The organism is Bradyrhizobium sp. CCGB01 (assembly GCF_024199795.1).
Taxonomy (GTDB): domain Bacteria; phylum Pseudomonadota; class Alphaproteobacteria; order Rhizobiales; family Xanthobacteraceae; genus Bradyrhizobium.
In genome coordinates this window covers 7,035,190-7,048,398 of the sequence record NZ_JANADK010000001.1, presented here as the reverse complement: position 1 = coordinate 7,048,398, position 13,209 = coordinate 7,035,190, and the positions used below count along the sequence as shown (strand labels likewise).

Here is a 13,209-nt window from a genome sequence, read left to right as displayed (position 1 = left end):
GTGTATGGGTTTTCCAGATAAAAAAGGCCCCGCAGCGCGGGGCCTTTGTCATATCCGGTCTGAGGACTATCGCCGTGTCCCCGCGCCGTAGAGCTCGCGCTCGCGGCCGATGTCGTCCGGTGACAAGGGCGGGCTTGCGGCGTCGAAGTCGCTCCAGCCGGCCTTCTGCCAAGCGGAACTGCGCTCCTGAAGGTTGACGGACCTCTCATGGAGAAGCGCATCGAGGCGCGCGCGATCGTTGTCGGGCACCTTCGCGGAGACGAGGGTGCCGCCGCGGCGAACGCCTTCCGCGTAGCGCGATGCGTCTTCTTTGGAAACGCCGGCCTGGGTGAGCGCGCCGACGATGCCGCCGGTGGCCGCGCCCGCGGCCGCGCCGGCGGCGGTGGAGGCGAGCCATCCAGCAGCCACGACCGGCCCGAGACCGGGAAGGGCCAACAGGCCGAGGCCGGCGAGAAGGCCCGCCGCGCCGCCGAGGCCGGCACCAATGCCAGCACCCGCGCCGGCCCCTTCAGCGCGATCGTCGACGCCGTCGCGGTCACGGTCGACTTTGCCGCGCTGTGAACCATACCAATTGTCGGAATTGTTGGCGACGATGCTGATGTCGGAGTGCGGCACGCCGGCGCTCTCGAGCCGCGTGACGGCCCGCTCGGCATCGGAATAATTGTCGTATAGGCGAGAGATGGTGGTCGTCATGCTAACTGCTCCTTACTTCGCGGGATTGACGTTGCCTTGGAAGTCGACGCTGACTTCGGTCTTGGTACCGGCCTTGTCGGCCTTGCCGCGCCAGACGCCTTCGTTGTCCTTCTGCAGGCCGGAGACGTTGGAATATCCCGCGTCCTCGATCCGCGATTTCGCCTGGCCCTCGGTGAAGCTGTTGCGGCCCGCGACTGGCGCGTTCGAATTGTTCTTGTCGGAGCTGTTGACGGCGTTGTTGCCTGGCCCGCCTTGCGCCGGCTGCGACTGGGCGCCCGCGGGGCACGACGCGAGCAGCAACAAGGTTGCGGCCAGCAAAGTTAGACGTGACATGTTTTTGTCTCCTGCTAGTGATTATGCCGGCGACAACAACTGAGACCCGAATTGGTTGCTGCTGTGCGAAGTGCGCAATGCCGCAGCACTCTCTCGCAAGATTGGCCGCAGCCAACGCCTGCTGCGCTGTCGTGCGGCACTGCGCGGGCGACAAAGCCTCTCAATCCTCCCTTCGTTATTAGTCGGGAAAAAGTGGAAACTTTCCCAAGTGCCTTGAGTTGGCAACGACGAGGTTCGTCTCCGGAGACTGAGCATGGTCGATGAAGTCGTCTTGAAGAACGCTACGGAGACCGCCTGGACGGTGTATCGTGCCCGGCATCCCGAAGTCGGCGCCTGCGACAGCCGGCGCTGCCTGCTGCAGCGCCATCTGCACAGGAGATGGGAAGAGCGAGAGAGCGACACTGAAGAGCTCGCCAGCTTCGGGATAGCCTACCTGCACCAGCTTCCCCGTGACGAATGTTGACGAGCATGAAAATGCTCGTTGCGCGCGTAGCCCGCGGAAGCACAAGACCCAGTTGGACGCTGCTCGCGCTTTCGTTTCTCATATCCGCAGTCGTCGTGATCGGCTTGCGCATCGCGCTTGGAGACTAGTTCGGTGCGGATCGCCCAGCTTGCCCCGTTGGCCGAGAGTGTTCCTCCAAAGCTTTACGGCGGCACGGAGCGGGTGATCGCGTGGCTGGTGGACGAATTGGTCTCCGCCGGGCACGCCGTCACCCTGTTCGCGAGCGGGGATTCGAAGGCGAAGGGAACCCTCCATCCGGTGTGGCCGCGAGCGCTGCGCTTGGGGCGCAGGGGCGTCGATCCGAACGCCGCCTGCGCGCTGCTGATCGAGGCTGTCGCCGAGCGCGCGCGCGACTTCGATGTGATTCACTCTCATGTCGACTGGTTGCCCCTGCCGGTCCTGAGCCGGACCGGCGTGCCGTTTCTGACGACCATGCACGGCCGGCTCGACCTTCAGGGACTATCCGACGTGATCGCTGCTTTTCCGGAAGCTCCCTTTGTCTCCATTTCCGACAACCAGCGCCGTGCGCTTCCGGACGCGAACTGGATCGCCACGATTTCGCACGGATTGCCCAAAGGTCTGTTTCGGCCCTCCTTTAAACCAGGTTCTTACCTGGCCTTTCTTGGACGGCTGACGGCTGAGAAGGGGCCGGAAGATGCGATACGCATTGCGCGCGCCGTCCGGATGCCGCTGAGGATCGCCGCCAAGATACCCCGCGCGGAGACGGCCTACTTCAAGAAGAAGCTCGAACCCGAGATTGACGGCGAGAACGTCCATCTGATCGGAGAGGTGGACGAGGTTGGCAAGCAGCCCTTTCTCGCCGGCGCCGACGCCTTGCTGTTTCCAATAGATTGGCCCGAGCCGTTCGGGCTTGTCATGATCGAGGCGATGGCATGTGGCACGCCCGTGATCGCCTATCGTTCCGGATCGGTGCCGGAAGTCGTGGAAGACGGCGTCACCGGCTTCATCGTGGACGGTGAAGAGCAGGCGATCGAAGCAGTCAAGGAAGTCGTTCGACTGGATCGAAGAAAGGTCCGCGCCCGCTTCGAGGAGAGATTCCTCGCGAGCCGGATGGCGAGCGAGTACGAAGACCGATATCGCGAGCTGATCGCTCGCGGAGGACGCCAAGCGCCATGAAGGATTTTGCGCACGCTGCGTTTTCGCCTGACGTCGTCCAGCTCATGACGACTGCGCTGGAAGCCGCCGTTGCAACGTTGCCGGAGCCCGTTCACGCGCGTCACGTCCATATGTTGGCGGAGTCCATCCTGCGGGCGGCAAATGCCGGAGAGCGGGACCCTGCCGTGCTTCAGCGGATGGCGATGCTGGAGCTGCAGCTTGCGTCCGGCCATTGAAAGGGGGCGGCGGGTCAGGCGGGCGCGTTGCGGGTTCCCGAACGCTCTTTTCGCCTGTCCCGAGCCCGCAAGAACTTGACGGTTATCTCGGCGCCGTTGACGCCGTCAAGCTCGCAGCTGCGATAGGCCAGGCCCGTCGAGGAGAGCACTAGGAAAAATTCTGTCAAGGAAAGGGATTCGATGGAAACCTCGAGCGTCAGCCTCGCACCTTCTTCCGAGATCGTCTCGACCGCACAGGGAGGCCGCCAGGTTCCGTCGATGGCCATCATTTGCGCCGGAAGCGCGGTTTCGAACGTAACGGATTGCTCGTCTTTGGATCGCGGCACGGAGGAATCACCATCGGACGATTGCGTCGCGTAGGAAATCTCCTGTTGCCGGAAGTTGCGTTATCATTTGTTAGAAAATGGAGTGCCTTTCTGCTGATGGCCCCGTTCAGGCCCAGCGCTCCCGGCCGCGAGGTGTTGGGTCTCAGAATGGTGGGCGATACTCATCGGCACCTCGTTCATCGAGGGAAATCATTCGCGAATCGAATGCGGCCCCGGCGCATGGGAGGGTCCGCCGGGGCCGCTCTTACGCGCGCTGTTTGAAGGAGATGTACTCAGGCGCGCAGTTGCTGTCGGGGGTCAACGCCTCGGAGTCGTCCCGTTCGACGGTGGGGTCGTCTCGTTGCGCATGCCGGGAGGACTGGAGGCGCCTTGCCCGCCGCGCTCGACATGGCTGATGCCGCCGCCGCCAGATCCGCCTGCGGACCCTCCTGCGCCAGTGCCACCGTTACCGGCCGCACCACCTGCGCTCGCGCCACCTGCTCCCGCGCCGCCCGATCCTGCACCAGCGCCTGCTCCCGCACCGCCGGCTCCCGCGCCTGCACCGCCCGCTCCCTGTGCGAATGCGGCGCCCACTGAGGCACTGGCCAGCATCGTGGCCATGAAGATCGTCAGAATTGTCCTACGCATAAGGTTTCTCCTTGAGGTTTACCAAGGACAAATCGTGTGCGGTTTGGACCGTTCCTAGGAATGCGTCTCAGTGTTGATATTGAGAGGGAACGGCGACTACGTCGAACTCCTCGGCAAGCGCATTCAAGGCCGCGCGCATTTCAGGACCTTGCATCGCCGGACCATGACGATGCGGCCCAGTCGATCTGGTCGGTTGACTGAGCCCCGATCGTAAGCGCCAGCAAGGCGATTATCCTTCGGAAAGACGACCGAGGTCTGCCGGTTGTTCCGGATAAAGGAACATCTGTCGCCTTATCTCGTTTTATGCGCGAGACTTAAAGAGGAAAACCAGATGGGCGCGACCATCGAACACGAGGGCAAAGGCAAGGACGGAGCATTCCGTCTGGAGGACGAGGTGGCTGCCTGGCGTAGCAGGCGCAGCCTGCGACAAGGAACCACGACAGGCAAAGTGCATGTGGTTCGTATCACGAAACGCGTGATCCCGGCGTCGCGTCCGTCAGCGGACCGCGCGCTCCTTACCGCAAGACCGCAGCTGCGCAGCCGGTAAACGTCGGAAAGGCGCATGACCGGCACGGCCAAAGCCCCATCAAAGAAACTCCAATCGAGAGGCTCTCCCGCAGCGGCCAAGCCAGCCGATCAAAAGCCACTCCCGCTGGGGGCGGGCGCGCGCATGAACGCCAGGATCGCCCTGGCACTGATATTAGTGGCGCTCGGACTTTGGACCGCCGCGAGTTTCCTGCCTGCTCTCGTTTGGGCGACCATCATGGCGGTCGCCCTGTGGCCGCTCTATCTGGCGTTCGCCACGCGCGTCATGGGCGGTCCTTCCGGAGCAGCGGCTTTTGCATTCACAGTCCTCGTCGCACTGATCCTGGTAACGCCAATTGCCCTTGCCGTGTACGAAGTCGCGCAGCAGAGCGATTTGCTGGCCGACTGGCTCAAGAGGGCGCGGGAGAGCGGCGCCGAAGTGCCAGACTGGATCGCCCGCCTGCCGATCGCCGCCGGGAGCATGGAGCAATGGTGGCGGGCCAATCTCTCGGATCCGAAGGCGGCTACGGAGTGGTTGAAGTCGGTGAATGCGGACAACGTATCCGACCTCTTCCGGACGTTGGGCGGTCAACTGGTCCACCGGCTGTTTCTCTTGTTTTTCTCCTTGTTGGCCTTATTCGCTCTGCTCCGCAGCGGCCGCTCGATTACGAGCCGCTTCCTTGAGACTTGCGACAGGCTCTTTGGAGACGCGGGAGAGTGCCTAGTCGAGAAGATGATCGACGCGACCCGTGCGACCGTGAACGGCACGGTGCTGGTAGCCCTTGGCGAAGGGATAGCGATCGGCATCGGTTATTTCGTGGCGGGCGTCCCCAATGCGCTGATGTTCGTCATCTTCACGACGGCGTTCGCGATGATCCCGTTCGGCGCCTGGCTGGCGTTCACCGTCGCGGCCATCGTCACGATATCGGAGGGCGGAAGCGGGGTCGCTGCGGCCGGAGTGTTCTTGTGGGGCTCGATCGTCATGATCGCTGGCGATCATTTCGTCTGGCCGACGGTGGTGAGCGGCTCGGCGAGGCTTCCCTTCCTGCTCGCGTTCGTCGGAATTTTCGGCGGACTGGCTGCGTTCGGCCTCATGGGTCTCTTCGTGGGGCCGGTCATCATGGCCGCGCTACTGGCGGTTTGGCGCGAGTGGATATTCCGGCCTCTACCGCAGGCGTGATGGAGGATATCATTGAAAACCCCGGCATAGCCCAATGTTAAAGGGTTGCCTGCTCCGCGAGTGGGACGCTGAGCGGCGTCGAGATCCAGGCAGCAAGCGCACGATGTAATCCCGCCATTTGCACACCGGATGGGCCTGCAGGCGTGCCGGCCCAGTATGGAAGCAGAATAATGTGTCTCATATCCGGCGGTCGTTGGAACGAACCTGCGCGCTTGGCAATGGTTCCATGAGGTAGCCCGCGAGTCTCTTGGGATCGTCGGCGTTTCGGGCCCGTTATCTGTCTTAACCGCAGCGGCAGCGAGTCATGGACGACAAGGCGTATAGACTAAAGCAGAGCCCGGCGCAGTCGGAACACGGATTAGTCAGGGTGCGGGGCGCGCGCGAGCACAATTTGAAGAACGTGGACGTGGACATTCCGCGCGATGCGCTTGTGGTGTTCACCGGCGTCTCCGGCTCCGGAAAATCATCCCTGGCATTCGGGACGCTGTATGCAGAAGCGCAGCGACGATATCTGGAATCCGTGTCCCCTTACGCTCGGCGCCTGTTTCACCAGATGGCCGTGCCCGAAGTCGACGAGGTCGAGGGGCTGCCGCCGGCTGTCGCGCTGCAGCAGCAGCGGGGCTCGCCGACAACGCGATCCAGCGTCGGCAGCGTCACGACGCTGTCGAACCTGTTCCGGATGCTCTATTCGCGCGCCGGCGACTACCCGAAGTCGCAACCTCTGCTTCATGCAGAATCCTTCTCGCCCAATTCGGCAGAAGGGGCTTGTCCGAAATGCCACGGTCTCGGCCGCGTCTACGACGTGACCGAACGCTCGATGGTGCCGGACGACACCCTCACCATCCGCGAGCGGGCCGTCGCGGCGTGGCCGACGGCATGGCACGGCCAGAACCTGCGCGATATCCTGACGACCCTTGGTTACGACGTCGACACGCCCTGGCGCGACCTTCCAAGAAAGGCGCGAAACTGGATCCTGTTTACGGACGAGCAGCCCACGGTCCCCGTCTATGCCGGCTATGACGCCAAGGAGGTGCAGAGAGCGCTGCGGTCAGCAGGTTACGGATCTTGCACGCCAGCACGATACCGGAGAGCGTCGCTCCCACGACGTTGGCCAGCACGATGACCCAGTCGCCCTGGATCGCGCCGTAAACGGTCCAGAGGCCCAGTCCCCGCGTAAGCGCAGCCAGCGTGCCTAGCGAGAGGTCGCGGGTCGATCCGCGCGGCCAAGCCTTCCTAACCTGCGGAATGTAGGAGAGCGATGCGAGAAAGGCGGCGACGCCGCCGACATAGGTAGCGATGGAGCCGGACATGGCGTGATGCCGTTCCTCGTTTCCTCAGCTGGCGCGCTTGAGGACCTCCACCTTCGCCTTCTCGATCTCCTTGTCGGGAGCTTCCTCGATGCCTGCGATAGCGTTGTGAGCATTCTTGGTCGCGAGGATGAGCTCGTCGAGTTTAACCTGAAGCGCCAGCGTATCCCGGTTCTGGGTCGCCTGGATCAGGAAGACCATTAGGAAGGTGACGATGGTGGTGCCTGTGTTGATGACGAGTTGCCAGGTGTCGCTGAAGCCGAACAGCGGTCCCGTGATGGCCCAAACCAGCACCGTGGTAACCGCGAGAAGGAAAGTGAGCGGGCGCCCGGAGATTCGCGACGTCGCTACCGCCAGTCGGGCGAACCAATCGCCATTCCGCTGCGACGCCGGTGATGCATTCCCGACAGGCAGGTGTGCTCGCATGATGACTCCTCCGATTAATTCGGCTCGACCTTGAGCTTGGGGTCGGAGGGCAGGACGCGCGCACCGGCGGCGTTCGCCGCCTTCTGCGTCGTGACGCCAGTGTCGGCGTGAACGACGCCGGCATTCTTGCCGCCGGTAAGCAGATAGAAGGCGGCTGCTGCGGGCACAGCGAGTCCGACCACGTCTAACGTCGACGTCCGCGCTTTCCTTTTCACTGCGCCTCCAATTCGCTTTTCTAACAACGACTTGCGCGGTTCGTTCCGTCGACGAGGATCGAACCCGGAACTCGCTTCGGAGTTATGGAGTCCGAATGTTGGATCGGACGGACGATGGTGGCCGATTGTGCACCCGGTGCTGGTTCGGACGAATGCTTCGCGGTTGCACCGGTTATCCCGGAAGGAGACGGACCATGCCGATACTTGAAGACTTCAAGGAATATGCGGAGCGAGCCACCGGTCTGCGCCGGCCTGGCAAGCGGAAGGCGCCCGAACTTGTGCGTTCAAGAAAGCCCCACACCGTTCGGTTCAAGGATGATGGGTTGATCCCGAACCATCCACGCTGGGCCCTGATCCTGTACAGGGGCGCGGTCGACTTCGACGGGGAGCACGATCCCGCGGCAGTGCTCGAAGACCTGTTCGAGGCGAACGGATGGGCCGACAGCTGGCGCGACGGCATCTACGACTATGTTCACTACCACTCCCGCATTCACGAGGTGCTCGGCATCGCTCGCGGTGAGGGCCGCGTCCGGTTCGGTGGCAGCAAGGGCCGGATATTCAAGCTGAAGGCAGGTGACGTCGCGATCCTGCCCGCCGGTACGGGCCATCAGTGCCTGTCCGCAGACAAGTACTTTCTCGTCGTCGGGGCCTACCCCTGGACGGGCAGGTACGACGAGTGCACGACCGTCGAGGATCGTTCGCGGGCGTTGAAGACGATCCCGAAAGTGCCGGTACCGCGAAAGGACCCGGCGTACGGCGCCGATGGTCCGCTCCCCAAGCTATGGAAAAAGCCGAAATGAGCGAGTATGTCATCCGCTTTCTGGCCAGCGGCGCGGTAGTCTCGGCCTTTGCCATGCTGACCGTCGGGACCAGTCTAGGTAATGCCCGCTTCATCAACCGCAGCAACGCACGAGCTAGGCAGACGGTGACCGGCCGGACGTCACCTCCCTGATCGCCTCGACGATCTGGTCAGGGTGATACGGCTTCTGCAGGATGAGGCTGCCGGGGACCGGACGCGGCGTGACCGGCGAAAAGCCGGTGGCGTAGATCACCGGAAGATTAGGATGATCCTGACGGCAACGTTCGGCGACCTGCCAGCCGTCGATCTTTCCAGGCAGCTTCACGTCGGTCACCAGAACGTCGGCGGCTTTGCGTCCGCACCAGGCCAGCGCCTGCTCGCCGTCGGCCGCATGGATGACGTCGTAGCCCTCGTCCCTGAGGACATCGACGACGAATTCGCGGATGAGGGTGTCGTCTTCGACAATGAGTATGCGCACCTGCAGCCGTCCTGAACGTTTTGATTTGCGAATTGCAAACTGCTAAATGTTTGCGCAGTTCCGAAAATGTCATAAGTTAATCGCCTTCTTGCTGCGACGCTTCACGATTGATCCGCATTAACGGGCATTCGCGGCGGTCTCGCGATATCCGGGCATGAAGCGACCTGAGGAGCCGCTGCGGTTAGGGCTGAACGGATGCTCCAGGCGTCGCGGTCGCCGCCTGGTTCGTGCTGCGCCAATTCGCGTCACGCTCTCGGCTCAACGAGCAGCGGCCCCGCGATGTCGCGGAGCCGCTGAGATCAAGACGGAAGAAGCTGGCCTAGGCCGCCGTCGACGCCTTGGCGTTGACGCCCTTGCGCAGCGCCACCGTGTTGAGCTTGGTGTTCGCCGCCTTTTCCTCGTTGAGGTTGGTGGTCAGGAAGCGGACGATCTCGTCGTGGCCAAGTTCTTCCGCCCAGGCGATCAGCGTGCCGTAGCGGCACATCTCGTAGTGCTCGACGGCCTGAGCGTTCGCGACGATGGCGGCGTCCAGCACTGCCTTGTCCTCGATCTCACCCGCGGTCTCGTCAGCTTCCTTGATGATGCCGTCGATGGCCGGGCACTTGGTGCCGCTGGGCTCCTTCCCGACCTTCGCGAACGCCTTCTCCAGCCGCTCGACCTGCTTGTTAGTCTCCTCCAGATGGTTCTTGAGGCCGGTGACGAGGTCGCGGTTGGTCGCTTTGTCGATCATCGTCGGCAGCGCTTTCAAGATCTGCTGCTCGGCATAGTAGATGTCCTGCAGACCGTGGATCAGCAGGTCCTCCATCGTTTTGATGTCCTTCGTGAAGAAGCCCATAATCGATTTCTCCTCTCGCAATGATGGTGAGGAACGCGTGGCGTCTCGCGGGGTTCCCATCTGCTACGATGCGTCAAGACGGAGGCCCTCTCGACGATCGAAGTGGGGTGCTGCTCATGGAGCCGATGGAAGCGCTGTCCGTCACTGAGATCCCCCGCGGGGCGGAGTGGCAGTACGAGCCGAAATGGGACGGATTTCGCTGCCTGCTGAGCCGCGATGGCGGACGAATTCGTATGCAGTCGAAGGGCGGTCGCGACCTCGTGCGCTATTTCCCAGAGGTCGCTGCCGCTGCGTCGGCCATGTCCGCCGAATCCTTCATCCTTGACGGCGAGTTGATCATCCACCTGGAGGAGGGCTACTCTTTCGGCGCACTCCTCCAGCGCATCCATCCCGCCGCCAGCCGGGTCAAGCGCCTTGCCGTCGAGACGCCGGCCTGCTTCATCGCTTTCGACCTGCTGCGGTCGGCCAGCGCCGACTTTGCGGGGCTTCCGCTTTCGAAGCGCCGCCCAGCGCTCGAGAAATTCGCGCGGCGCTATTTTGGCGGCAAGGACGTGTTCACGCTGTCGCCGGCAAGCCGCGACCGCGCCGAGGCGACGCGATGGCTGCAGCATGTGGAAGACGGTCACGACGGCGTCGTCGCAAAGCGGCTCGACCTTCCCTATTGCTGTGGCACGCGAGACGGGATGCAGAAGATCAAGCTGCTGCGCTCTGCCGATTGCGTGGTGGGCGGCTTCCGCTATGGCGAGAAGAAGCAGGGTGGCCGCAAGGTGATCGGCTCGCTGCTGCTTGGTCTATATGACGATTCCGGCCTTCTGCATCACGTCGGCTTCACCTCGGCGATCAAGACCTCAGACCGGCCAGGCCTGACCGAAAAATTCGAGAAGATTGCAAGCCAATGCAGCTTTACTGGCAAGGCGCCGGGCGGGCCGAGCCGGTGGTCTACGAAGCGATCCGCGGCGTGGCAGCCGGTGTGCCCCGTCAACGTCGTCGAGGTTTGCTACGACCATGTGTCCGGCGACCGGTTTCGCCATGGCACGAGGCTCCTGCGCTGGCGCCCGGACAAGAAAGCCTCGCAATGCCGGATGGACCAGCTTCGGCAAACATCGGTCAAGCGAGGCCGGGCCAGGGTCGCGAAGTCCGAGTCACGTCAGCGTGCGTGCGCGGCAGGATCGTGAGGCAGGGAAGCTACGTTGGAGCGAAGGATATAGGGAGGAATCACATGCAAAAGCCGACGGACGACCAGATCAAGACCCGCGCGCATCAGCTTTGGGAATTGGCGGGTAGGCCGGAAGGGCGGGACGACGAGTTCTGGCACGATGCCGAGCGCGAGCTCTCGAACCATAGTGCCATAAATTCGGAAGAATCCGCCGAGACGTTCACGGAGTAGCCCGCGCGGCTCGAGACAACCCGCTGACCGTTCCGTCAAAGTTTGTTCGCCAGCATGTTCCGCGTTGCCTGGCGTACCGCCTCGATGCCGCCGACACCGTGCATCAGTGCGATCTCGCCCTGCTGTTCATGGCGGATCGCATGAGCCATCAGACGCAGCTGCGGATCGCCCGATGAATGCAATTCGGCATCGGCCATCCGCACCGCGCCGGCATGATGCAGGCTCATCAGGCGGACGAACATCGCGTCGAACTCGGCGTCCGTGGCCTCGTGCAGCTGTTCCATCTGCGCGGCGGTAAGATAACCCGGCATCGCCGCGCGCTCCTCGCTGGAGCAGACCGGCATCGGCTCGGTGGACCAGCCGTCCCACCAGCGCGCGAAGATGCGGTTCTCGCCCACCTGCGACGCGACCATCAACGCCGCGAGAGCGCGCAAGTGCGGTGCTTGTGCACGGGCGGCAGCAAGCCGTGCCAACTCGATGCCCTGCTCGTGGTGCGTGCTCATGTGTCGGATATAGCGCTGGTCGTCGGCTGGATCGCCGCTCACGAGCGGCAACGGATCCGACATTCCCTCGGCCAGTCCGAGCGTTGTCGACAAGGCGAGGGCGCACAACGCCCCGATCGTCCAGCGTTGCGCGAACCGGACCTCACTGGTCGCCGGCGCCTGGCCGATCGGCCAGCGGAGCCACGCGAACAGCGGATAGATCAGGGCGGAGGAGAGATGGACCAGAAATCCGATCCAATAGGGCTGCTGCAGGGTGAATATCGGCTGCCGGAACGGAAACAGGGGGACCAGCACGAACCACTCGGTCGCTGACGTCAGGGCGGCCCAGGGCAGGGCGAGGCCGGCGAGAGTTGCCGGGTGGAGGCGCCCGGTCCAGCGGCCGAACAGGCCGAAGAACACCAGCGCCCAGGAGACGTCGGCCCATTGGTGAAAGGCGATGCCGATCGCAACCGCGGCAGCGCCCGGCTCGGACGACAGCACCGCGTCGCGCGCCGGGATCGCGGCGACCGTCATCCAGTCGACCAGCGGGTCGCGGCCGATCTGGCCTGCCGTCACCTGGCTCAGTAAGGTTGAAAAACTGCTGCTGACGATTCCGAGCTGGGTTGCCGCCAGCCAGCGCGATTTCGCAGGTGTCATGCGTCAAAGGGCTTCATCACCACCTTGATGCAGCCGTCCTGATCTTCGGATCAGGAGCCGTCTCGCAGCGGATGTCGCTTTTGCCGTGCCTGGTCAGCGCCTTCATCCTCGTCCCTCCACTTGAACAAACACATCAAAGCCGAGCGCCGAACGAAGGTTGCTATGGTCGATACAGAACTACAGTAGCTGGCCGATCGGTCGCTTCAGGTCGGTTAGGAACGGGTGACCGGCGGAACGATTGAGCTTCGTCAGAGCAATATCGAGGACCCTCCCATGCCCGCCAAGCAATTCGCCGTCGTCACTGGTGCCTCCACAGGAATAGGCCTGGAACTTGCAAAATGCTGCGCCAAGGATGGCTTTGATCTCCTCATCGCCGCGAACGAGCCGGCGATTGAGACGGCGGGGGCCGAGCTCCGGAAGCTCGGGGTCAGCGTGCAGGCTGTGGAGACCGATCTCGCGACCACCGAGGGTGTCGACAAACTTTGTGTTGCGGTCGGCGACAGGCCGATCGACGCGTTGCTCGCCAATGCCGGCGTCGGACTAGGAAAGGCGTTCCTCGATCAGGAATTTCGTCGGATCCGGAACGTCGTAGATACCAACATCACCGGCACGCTGTACCTGATCCATCGGGCCGCCAACGAGATGCTTCGGCGCAAGTCGGGACGCATTCTGATTACGGGTTCGATCGCCGGATTCACGCCGGGCAGCTTCCAAGCCGTCTACAATGGCAGCAAGGCATTCCTGGATTCGTTTTCCTTCGCGCTGCGCGAGGAGCTCCGTGACAGCGGCATTACCGTCACTTGCCTGATGCCTGGCGCCACCGAGACCGAGTTCTTCCGCCGCGCCGACATGATGGATACCAAGGTCGGAACGGAAGAAAAGGATGGTGCCGCTGACGTTGCGAAGGCCGGCTTCGCGGCGATGATGAATGGCGAGTCTGACATCGTGACGGGCTTCAAGAACAAAGTGCAGTCGAGCATAGCGAATGTCATGCCCAACGAGATACTGGCCAAGCAACACCGCAAGATGGCCGAGCCGGGCACAGCCAAGCAGTAGCATGGCTCGAATGTGCTGAATCCTTGCGC

Annotated in this window: 18 protein-coding genes and 1 pseudogene; 10 read left to right on the top strand and 9 right to left on the bottom strand. The window is 63.0% G+C overall.

Going from position 1 to position 13,209, the window contains the following annotated elements; translation table 11 throughout:
- Nucleotides 1–66: 66 nt before the first annotated feature.
- Nucleotides 67–693, bottom strand: coding sequence for a hypothetical protein (locus NLM25_RS32960; RefSeq protein WP_254121859.1), 627 nt, complete (start codon nt 691–693; stop codon nt 67–69).
- Between the two features lie 12 nt (nt 694–705).
- The gene (locus tag NLM25_RS32955; protein WP_254121858.1) at nt 706–1,026 is read right to left on the bottom strand and encodes a hypothetical protein; all 321 of its coding nucleotides are present in this window, start codon (nt 1,024–1,026) and stop codon (nt 706–708) included.
- Between the two features lie 253 nt (nt 1,027–1,279).
- Between NLM25_RS32955 and NLM25_RS32950 the strand changes: the two genes are divergently transcribed.
- The 3 genes from NLM25_RS32950 (at nt 1,280) to NLM25_RS32940 (ending at nt 2,880) form a co-directional block, all read left to right on the top strand.
- Nucleotides 1,280–1,489, top strand: coding sequence for a hypothetical protein (locus tag NLM25_RS32950; RefSeq protein ID WP_254121857.1), 210 nt, complete (start codon nt 1,280–1,282; stop codon nt 1,487–1,489).
- A gap of 132 nt (nt 1,490–1,621) precedes the next feature.
- Nucleotides 1,622–2,665 carry a glycosyltransferase family 4 protein gene (locus NLM25_RS32945; RefSeq protein ID WP_254121856.1) on the top strand — a complete coding sequence of 348 codons (1,044 nt, stop codon included), beginning with the start codon at nt 1,622–1,624 and terminating at the stop codon, nt 2,663–2,665.
- On the top strand, nt 2,662–2,880 hold the full coding sequence (locus tag NLM25_RS32940; protein ID WP_254121855.1) for a hypothetical protein: 219 nt from the start codon (nt 2,662–2,664) through the stop codon (nt 2,878–2,880). The genes NLM25_RS32945 and NLM25_RS32940 overlap by 4 nt, the downstream gene beginning before the upstream one ends.
- A 14-nt stretch (nt 2,881–2,894) precedes the next feature.
- Here NLM25_RS32940 and NLM25_RS32935 read toward each other — a convergent pair whose 3' ends face one another.
- On the bottom strand, nt 2,895–3,149 hold the full coding sequence (locus NLM25_RS32935; RefSeq protein ID WP_254124538.1) for a PilZ domain-containing protein: 255 nt from the start codon (nt 3,147–3,149) through the stop codon (nt 2,895–2,897).
- Nucleotides 3,150–4,164: 1,015 nt separating this feature from the next.
- On the opposite strand from NLM25_RS32935, the gene NLM25_RS32930 reads away from it, so the two are divergent.
- From NLM25_RS32930 to NLM25_RS32920, 3 genes and pseudogenes are all read left to right on the top strand, one after another.
- Nucleotides 4,165–4,380, top strand: a complete 216-nt coding sequence (locus NLM25_RS32930) for a hypothetical protein (RefSeq protein ID WP_254121854.1) — start codon at nt 4,165–4,167, stop codon at nt 4,378–4,380.
- 15 nt (nt 4,381–4,395) lie between these two features.
- The gene (locus NLM25_RS32925; protein ID WP_254121853.1) at nt 4,396–5,538 is read left to right on the top strand and encodes an AI-2E family transporter; all 1,143 of its coding nucleotides are present in this window, start codon (nt 4,396–4,398) and stop codon (nt 5,536–5,538) included.
- 304 nt (nt 5,539–5,842) lie between these two features.
- A pseudogene (locus tag NLM25_RS32920) lies at nt 5,843–6,586 on the top strand (excinuclease ABC subunit A); the annotation flags it as partial.
- On the opposite strand, the gene NLM25_RS32915 reads toward NLM25_RS32920, so the two are convergent.
- Genes NLM25_RS32915 through NLM25_RS32905 form a run of 3 tightly spaced genes read right to left on the bottom strand, consistent with a single transcriptional unit; the run spans nt 6,516 to nt 7,453 of the window.
- Complete coding sequence (locus tag NLM25_RS32915; protein WP_254121852.1) at nt 6,516–6,848, bottom strand: SemiSWEET family sugar transporter; 333 nt, start codon at nt 6,846–6,848, stop codon at nt 6,516–6,518. The pseudogene NLM25_RS32920 and the gene NLM25_RS32915 sit on opposite strands and share 71 nt — an antisense overlap.
- 24 nt (nt 6,849–6,872) lie before the next feature.
- The gene (locus NLM25_RS32910) at nt 6,873–7,271 is read right to left on the bottom strand and encodes a low affinity iron permease family protein (protein ID WP_254121851.1); all 399 of its coding nucleotides are present in this window, start codon (nt 7,269–7,271) and stop codon (nt 6,873–6,875) included.
- 14 nt (nt 7,272–7,285) lie between these two features.
- Nucleotides 7,286–7,453 (bottom strand): hypothetical protein, encoded by a 168-nt coding sequence (locus NLM25_RS32905; RefSeq protein ID WP_254121850.1) that lies wholly within the window; start codon nt 7,451–7,453, stop codon nt 7,286–7,288.
- A gap of 227 nt (nt 7,454–7,680) precedes the next feature.
- Here NLM25_RS32905 and NLM25_RS32900 point away from each other — a divergent pair, with 227 nt between their 5' ends.
- A complete protein-coding gene (locus tag NLM25_RS32900) occupies nt 7,681–8,286 on the top strand; it encodes a cupin domain-containing protein (protein ID WP_254121849.1) in 606 nt (201 codons plus the stop codon).
- Between the two features lie 114 nt (nt 8,287–8,400).
- On the opposite strand, the gene NLM25_RS32895 is transcribed toward NLM25_RS32900, so the two are convergent.
- Nucleotides 8,401–8,763 (bottom strand): response regulator, encoded by a 363-nt coding sequence (locus tag NLM25_RS32895; RefSeq protein WP_254121848.1) that lies wholly within the window; start codon nt 8,761–8,763, stop codon nt 8,401–8,403.
- 319 nt (nt 8,764–9,082) lie between these two features.
- Nucleotides 9,083–9,598, bottom strand: coding sequence for a ferritin-like domain-containing protein (locus tag NLM25_RS32890; protein WP_254121847.1), 516 nt, complete (start codon nt 9,596–9,598; stop codon nt 9,083–9,085).
- Nucleotides 9,599–9,723: 125 nt separating this feature from the next.
- Here NLM25_RS32890 and NLM25_RS32885 point away from each other — a divergent pair, with 125 nt between their 5' ends.
- Entirely contained in the window at nt 9,724–10,773 is a 1,050-nt protein-coding gene (locus NLM25_RS32885; RefSeq protein ID WP_254124536.1) for an ATP-dependent DNA ligase, read from the top strand.
- A 44-nt stretch (nt 10,774–10,817) separates the two neighbouring features.
- Nucleotides 10,818–10,985: a DUF2934 domain-containing protein gene (locus NLM25_RS32880; protein WP_254121846.1), complete on the top strand. Its 168-nt coding sequence runs from the start codon at nt 10,818–10,820 to the stop codon at nt 10,983–10,985.
- A gap of 35 nt (nt 10,986–11,020) precedes the next feature.
- Here the strand turns inward: NLM25_RS32880 and NLM25_RS32875 are convergent, their stop codons facing one another.
- The gene (locus tag NLM25_RS32875; RefSeq protein ID WP_254121845.1) at nt 11,021–12,001 is read right to left on the bottom strand and encodes a DUF305 domain-containing protein; all 981 of its coding nucleotides are present in this window, start codon (nt 11,999–12,001) and stop codon (nt 11,021–11,023) included.
- 396 nt (nt 12,002–12,397) lie between these two features.
- Between NLM25_RS32875 and NLM25_RS32870 the strand changes: the two genes are divergently transcribed.
- Nucleotides 12,398–13,180: an SDR family oxidoreductase gene (locus NLM25_RS32870; protein ID WP_254124534.1), complete on the top strand. Its 783-nt coding sequence runs from the start codon at nt 12,398–12,400 to the stop codon at nt 13,178–13,180.
- Nucleotides 13,181–13,209 lie beyond the last annotated feature (29 nt).